Genomic DNA, 6,419 nt, shown 5'->3' on the forward strand with positions numbered 1-6,419 from the left:
CAAATAGGCGGTAGCTGAAGCTACATTACAGGTCAATCCTGTAGACTTTTTGAAGAAAAATTTTTTTTTCATGGTTCAAAAGGTCCAATGGAATGTGCGTCCTCCAAAACATTGTCCGACTATATGTTAGAAAGTGCATGGAAATTAATTCAGTCCAATACACAGCAGTGAGCCATGCCCGGCTTCCCAACCATTACAGCTGACATCCATTCAGTACCACTCGAGCACAGTGCCAGCCCGACATCCTGACCATTACAGCTGACCTCCATTCAGCCCATGCCTGAGCACTGGCCATGCCCGTCATCCTAACCACTGCAGCTGACATACTTTCAGTACCGCCTGAGCACTGGCCCATGCCCGGCTTCATAATCATTACAGCCGACCTCCATTCAGTCCATGCCTGAGCCAGCGTAATGCCCTGCTTCTTTTAATCCATGCTGTTGCTGCCAACACGGCCTGGGACAGACCCAGCCGCCGGTTAAATGGGGGCTGACCAGCTGTCGAGGCCCGGGCTCTTATCCATTATCAATCTCGGCAATAGACGTCTCCTTATTCTCAACACGTGCTTAAACCATTGGCGAGAGTACGAGGTATGACGTCAGTAAATGCACGCAGCAGATGTCTGTCAGCCTGTCTGCATATCCTCAATTCTGTCTTTCCTTATGGTGTTTGTTGAGCACGCCAGTATGCCCTGCATTTCTGCTCGCTGCATGTGGCAGGACGTAAGCACTGTCCGTTTAAGTGAAGCGGCTATGAAAGGGACGCAGCATGATCATTCTTGGGGCTTTATAAATGATGCCCGGGTGCCCCAGCACAGCTGCCTCAACTGTAAGCAATGGTGGCTAATCTGGTGTTTGCCGGAGAGTTTGCCAAATCTGGCTCTTCTGACATTTATTGCTTGCTGCGTGAAGGTACTGGTTCAATTTGTAGATGCAAAGGCATGCGGTTTATTGCACCAGCTGCAGTTGATATTAGCCATGTCCTTGACCTGTGCAATTGCTTGTAAACCTGCCTGATAAATGTTTCAAATTAGAGCGTTTTTGCACCAGTTCTTTGCAGCCTGCCTGAGTTTTCGCATAAACAACAGCAATACAGCCACTGTATGCTCTGCACCATGTCTATGACCAAAATGCTCCTTTTGAGTGATTTGTGATCTTTGCCACAAAAAATTTTTGCCTGTTTTTAACTCACAAATAGCCATATTTTGTATGTAAATCACTTTCATGCGTAATTTATTTAAAAATGTTCAACATCACATTACCATCGAAAAAATTTGATATTTCATAGATACCGACTATTGTATTTCAGCCATATTTTGATGATGTAAATGCAAAGTAAACAAGATCTTATCGGGATCTTAATAATCAGGAACGATTTTTTGCGTGCACTGTGTACAGTGAAAAATCCCCACTCAGTTGCAAGTTTTTATCATTTTTAGCGCATGAATGATCTCTGGCAAGAAGAAAATCTTTGCAGCTGCGATGTCATAAAAACCATTTTTTCACTTAATATTTTCCCTGTCCCAGAACAGCGATTTATCAACGCTCCAGGCGACACTTACATACAAGTCCCGTGCAGAACCAGCCACGGGAATGCGGTTACGCTACTGTCTTCAGTAACCGCTGTGAGCATCAGCGCATCACACAGTTCCTCTGATGACTCACTTCAGAAAAACCCTTGTCTGACTCTTTTTCCATCGGACTCCCTTTCCGATTTGAGCCTGACCATATATGTGTCACTCCCTGTCCCAGGGCACCCTCCCGGCACATGAGACCAGGCCTGCCTACCGGCAGACAAGGCACCTGCAACCAGCAGGGCCGCTGTGAATTAATCAGACCAGTAATCAACTCAGCCTCCTGATTTTGGGTTAATACACGCAACATAAGGCTGATCATTCTTAACAGACGTTTACCAGGTTTTCTGCCTGATACCTTCTAATCAGCAGTCTGTTTATAAGAGGTCAGAACTCCATGGCGCCACACCGCCAGGATATACCTCAGGATCTGCAAGACCTGCTCTTAAATACAGAGCCATGGTCTGTACAGGGCGGAGATCAGCCGCACCTGCAAAAGGTATCACAGCTGTAACGCCAACCGGATTTCACAGCATCCAAGGACATCATAATGCGCGCCACTTCCTGCAGCACCGCCATCACTGTATCTTCTTCATCCTCCCGCACCGCCCGTAAAGGCCTGTCAGCCGCCCTGGGCCGCACCTTAACAGCCATTGCTGTTGGTGCCGCTGCCTTATTTGCCTCCCCTGCTTCCATGGCAGACATGAGCAATGAAACTCTCGTGGTGTCCTTTGCTGTAGCCCCTCCTTTTGTAACTCTGCGCAACAGCATGAACCAGCCAGAAGGCGTTGACGTAGCCCTGGTCAAAGAGCTGCAGCGCCGTGCCGGTTTCAAGACCGACAGTGGTCAGTATGACATCACCTCCTTTAACACCATGATGGAGCTCGGCATGTCAGGTCAGGCTGATATTGTTGCCGGCGCTATCACTGCCAACAAGGAGCGCGCCAAGTACTACTCTGTAAGCGAGCCTTATGTTTACAACAGCGCCGTAATCGTAACCCGCAAGGGCGAAAAGGTACGCAGCCTTGATGATCTCAATGGCCGTATCATGGCTGTTCAGAGCGGCTCCAATATGACAGGCCTCATTGGCAACCGTAATATCCGCCTGTTTGAAACCCCATCCAACTTCATGATCTTCTACGCCGTATCCCGTGGCCTTGCTGATGCCCTGGTTATCGACGAGATTATCGCCCGCGAATACATTGCTATCTGGCCTGATGCCAATCTGCAGGTTGCAGCTACACTGCCAGGCTCAGAGGGCGGTATCGCTCTGTTCTTCAAGAAGGACAGCCCAAATTCTGAAAGACTGCAGCGTATCTACAACCAGATGATGGCCGACGGCACTGTAGATCGTATTGTGCGCAAGGAACTCAAGAACTTCTTTGACAGCCAGAGCGCTTACGCTCACGAAAGACAGAACACCAAAGCCCGCAGCATCTCCATGCATGCCGCTCCAGCCAACTAAAAGCTGACAGCAGCAGTAACAGGCAGCAAGGCCGACAGACAGTGACTGTCAGGCCCGGCTGCATGGCATGCATGGCATCATGATGACCATATACCTTTTCTAAAAACTCAGTCCAGGCATATGCCTGGATTTTCAGGCGGTGTTCTTCCGGATACCGCTTTTCTTTTTGTCCCCGCCGCACCAGTACAGTCCTGCCCGTAAAGACGGTCCAGCCCTCCCAGCTGCGCTATCTCGATCAGCTGCACTTTCTGACCTGCTCTGCTCTGCGCTGTGCTGCTCTGCTCTGCTCTGCGCTGTGCTGCTCTGCTCTGCTCTGCTCTGACCAGCTTACCATCACGCTCATCACCGGACAGATCTGCCATTGAACCCTGCCCTGTCCTTACTGTCCAGCTCACCCACGCACCGCTCTCTGTCTAAGTGTCATTACCCCCAGTCAAGGCTACTTCCTTGCAGCTCACATTAGAGAACAACAAGTGTTCTGTCTTTAAGTGTTCTCATTTCTGGCAGCCTGCTTTGCAGGCAGGCACACGAATGCTCTCCTCCTTTATTGCCAGCCCCTTGCCTTACAAAACACTCAATGGTCCAAAATGCTCAGCCATAGCAAGCAATGATGCTATGTCCTGCCTGTGCAAATATGCATGAGCTTACCTTACAGCCCTGTGCCCCTGTCTCACTGGCTGCCTACTCCCTGCAACCCCGTGCACTGGCTAACAGGCCTGGCTGACCTTGCCTGCCTGCACTCCTGGGCAATGACTGCCCATACGCTGGAGCCCTTGCTCTGGCTCGAAGACCGGTCTGACCGTGCCTGACTGCACTTCTGAGCACTGACTGACCGTTCCCTGCAGTCCCATGCACTTGCTAACCGGCTGACCTGCCCCACAGACATTCATGGTTAACCGGCTGACCTTTCCCTGCAGGCTCGTGCACTGGCTCAATGGTTGGGCAGACATTGCATGCATGCCTGTCTTTCAGGCTGGCCAGACCTGCATTTTGAACCTGTGGACAAAACGGTCCCCAAATTCAGCAGTCATGGGACTAATTGAGCTCCACCTGCGCAGCTGTATGCCTTACTCATGGCAAAACGGAGCAGCCCCGACAGTCAAATCCAGGGACACTCTCACATTACAGGCCGGCTCTAATAGTCACCCCCTCAGAGCAACTGGCGGAACATAAGAACATTATTCTTTGTCTTGTAAGGTTGCTGTGGCAGTGCGGCTGTAATATCAGCAAGTGATCCTGCCTCTCTATCCCCCTCTCGGATAATATCCTGACTGCTGCTAACAGGTCATGGCATTTCCTCAAACTGCTGCCCGTCAAAGTAAGCTCATATGCAGCAGCAGTAAATGCTACTGTTACAATTTTATAAAGCATTAGTGATTGCCAGAAGAGACATGACAGTCCTTTCAGCATTATCTGTGCTCAAATTTTGAGTGGGAAAATTATTGAGTGATTGGATGTACGCACGTGCACCAGACTGGCAACCGGCTATAGAATCACATTAGATAATATTTTGTAAAGTGTGTCTGTGCATATTGCACAAGTTCTACAAAGTGCAGAACTTACACACAGTGTCACGCCATGGTAAAAGGAATTGTACATACACCAGGATAATATAATAACCATAACACTTTACGGACTTCTTTGGCATAACAGTAGACAATGCACAATCACTGATGTAATAACTCCCTGCTGCTCAATTATGGTAACTAAAACAATTTATAAGATATTTCCTGATTACAACATATCACAGGCTCACTTGCCTTTATGAGGAGGAGGAGGAGCTGTTTGCGAAAGTAAAGCGCCATGCCGAAGTAAGCGCAAGGCCTCAGGCTATGTCTGACATAGGGCATGTTGAGGCAAGATGAGATTATTTGAGTTGAGGTTAGCCAGGGTGTGTGAAGATGAACCTTGATTAGATGAAATAGGGAGAGTACGGAAGATAAGAAAATGCGAAGCAAAATGCAGTAGAGAAAAGGAAAGAGCAGGAACGAAAAGGAACGGGGGAGCAGGGAGAAAATAGAAGAGGAGACCGGACAGGCCTGGGATACAGCAATTAAGTGAAGGCACCGGGCCTGCATCTGCAGCTTCTGCGGCAGCGGCAGGCACAGGGCATCATATAAATGCCGATTGCCGTGCTGAGGATAGAGTCAGGATTGTAGCGGCCATGCCGCAACAGTTCAGGCGCCTCAAGGCTATGCAGCCATCCAGCTCCTGAAATGAGCGGCAATTTTATGGGATAAGAGTAAATGTTATGGGTAAATCCCGGGGTAAGGGGACTGTCCTGCATCCATAATTGCCTGCTAAATCAATGTCGTCACTGACAAGAGGCCTGGATAAGGACTTTTTGACCATGAGCTGCAGTGGCTGTTCAGACAGCTAAGTGAACAGGACATCAGGCTCAGCAAGGGGCTCCAAAAGTCTGCCGGTTTTTATACAGAGAATCATGCACTTTTACCAGTCATAGATATTTTTTATACCACGATTATGCCCTGTTTTGATGCACCATAAAGACAATTGCTCATAAAATTACTTGTAATAGGGACTTTGCACTGTTACATACAGAACTGTTTGTTAAATCCATGTTAAGAAACTGCCTGCACATGCCTTTTCATCAGGTTTTATCGACATAAATTTATATGTAAACTCCTGGATAATGCTTAATATCACCTCTCAGGATGTGCGTTTCACTGCGATTATAGTCACATTTTAAACATTTATATGATCTACTTTTGTATGTATATTTGATTCATACGTAATTTGTGAAAAAATATTATGGCCTGGTAAGCCTGCACTGACTGTCCCTGATTTCACCCTGCCTAGATATAACATTTTTACTTTGGCCAGGACATTGTAAATACACTGTAAATAAGATTGGATAAGGGCTTTTTGCCCATGACTGACCGGACTGTGTAAACGTATTCTCAAACTGACAGGGGCTACCGAACGTCCTGGTTGTGGTCCGGAGCAGCCACTTTTTGGAGATGGTACGGGAAAAAATCCTGGCTGTGATGTTACTGGAACCATTATTTTTCAGTAATATTCACTGCATAGCACGGCTGCTGACTCAGGCAGCCGCAACGGTATCAGCTTTGTCAGCGAACATGATGCAAATGAAAGACACTTGCAGATAAGTCAATAACAAGCTGTTACCAGGAACATAATAAGGACTGTCCGGACCGCATCTGTTCTTAATCATTGCAGTATCGACCTTATAACCAGTGCCTGAAGAGCACTGAGCCCCGCCCCGGTAAAGACAGGGCCTACGCACAAAGCGTGAAATTTGATCCAAGGATCAAATTCGGAAAATAAAATGTGATACCAGGATCACTTTTTAACAATTTAGATTCACTTAAAAACGAGATTTTGATCACATAGTAAAAA

The 6,419-nt window shown here is 47.7% G+C and carries 2 protein-coding genes; one reads left to right on the top strand and one right to left on the bottom strand.

The features are described from left to right. Window positions 1–1,024: 1,024 nt before the first annotated feature. A complete protein-coding gene (locus MXE41_RS12715; RefSeq protein ID WP_247100826.1) occupies window positions 1,025–1,225 on the bottom strand; it encodes a hypothetical protein in 201 nt (66 codons plus the stop codon). Between the two features lie 898 nt (window positions 1,226–2,123). Here MXE41_RS12715 and MXE41_RS12720 point away from each other — a divergent pair. Further along, window positions 2,124–3,038: a transporter substrate-binding domain-containing protein gene (locus MXE41_RS12720; RefSeq protein ID WP_247100828.1), complete on the top strand. Its 915-nt coding sequence runs from the start codon at window positions 2,124–2,126 to the stop codon at window positions 3,036–3,038. Window positions 3,039–6,419 lie beyond the last annotated feature (3,381 nt).

The sequence above is a fragment of the Anaerobiospirillum sp. NML120449 genome (assembly GCF_023051105.1).
Lineage (GTDB): Bacteria > Pseudomonadota > Gammaproteobacteria > Enterobacterales > Succinivibrionaceae > Anaerobiospirillum.